Raw genomic sequence first — 576 nt, 5'->3', positions numbered from 1 at the left:
GAACAAGGCCCTGAAGGAGTTGCAGGCCCTCAGGGACCTCAAGGCGAGCCGGGAGCAGATGGAACGATTCTGGCAGACGGTATTTCAGATGGTCAGGTACTGACATGGATCACTGACAACTGGGTTGCGGCGGATTTACCTGTCGAGTCGGTTGACAATATGCAGCCCTCACTCGGTTTGAACTACATCATTGCGTTGACTGGGACATTCCCATCAAGAAACAGTATTTTTGACCCGACACTCGGTGAAATCATGCTATTCGCTGGAACCTTTGCACCACGAGGCTGGGCTCTTTGCGACGGGCAGCTTCTATCGATTGCTCAAAATCAAGCACTGTTTTCATTATTGGGCACAACTTATGGAGGCGATGGCAGAACAACGTTTGCGCTGCCGGACCTTCGAGGACGATCAGCTGTACATGCTGGTACTGGCCCCGGTTTGACGCCAAGGTTTCTAGGGCAAAAATTCGGTGCAGAATCCACCATGCCACACTAGAATTTACTCAGTCATTGGTGAAATATGAATCATTCAACGAGTGTTACTGTGATTCATGCAATACCTCGTACCGCGCGCATC

1 protein-coding gene is annotated in these 576 nt (G+C 50.5%); it reads left to right on the top strand.

Translation table 11 applies throughout. The features are described 5' to 3' along the window. A partial coding sequence (locus ACUNV4_RS30455; RefSeq protein WP_430882442.1) for a phage tail protein occupies nt 1-495 on the top strand: 495 nt, incomplete at its 5' end. Nucleotides 496-576: the final 81 nt, after the last annotated feature.

Source organism: Granulosicoccus sp. 3-233 (assembly GCF_052681095.1).
Note: the sequence above shows the minus strand (reverse complement) of the source record. Positions and strands in the feature narration are given on the sequence as shown.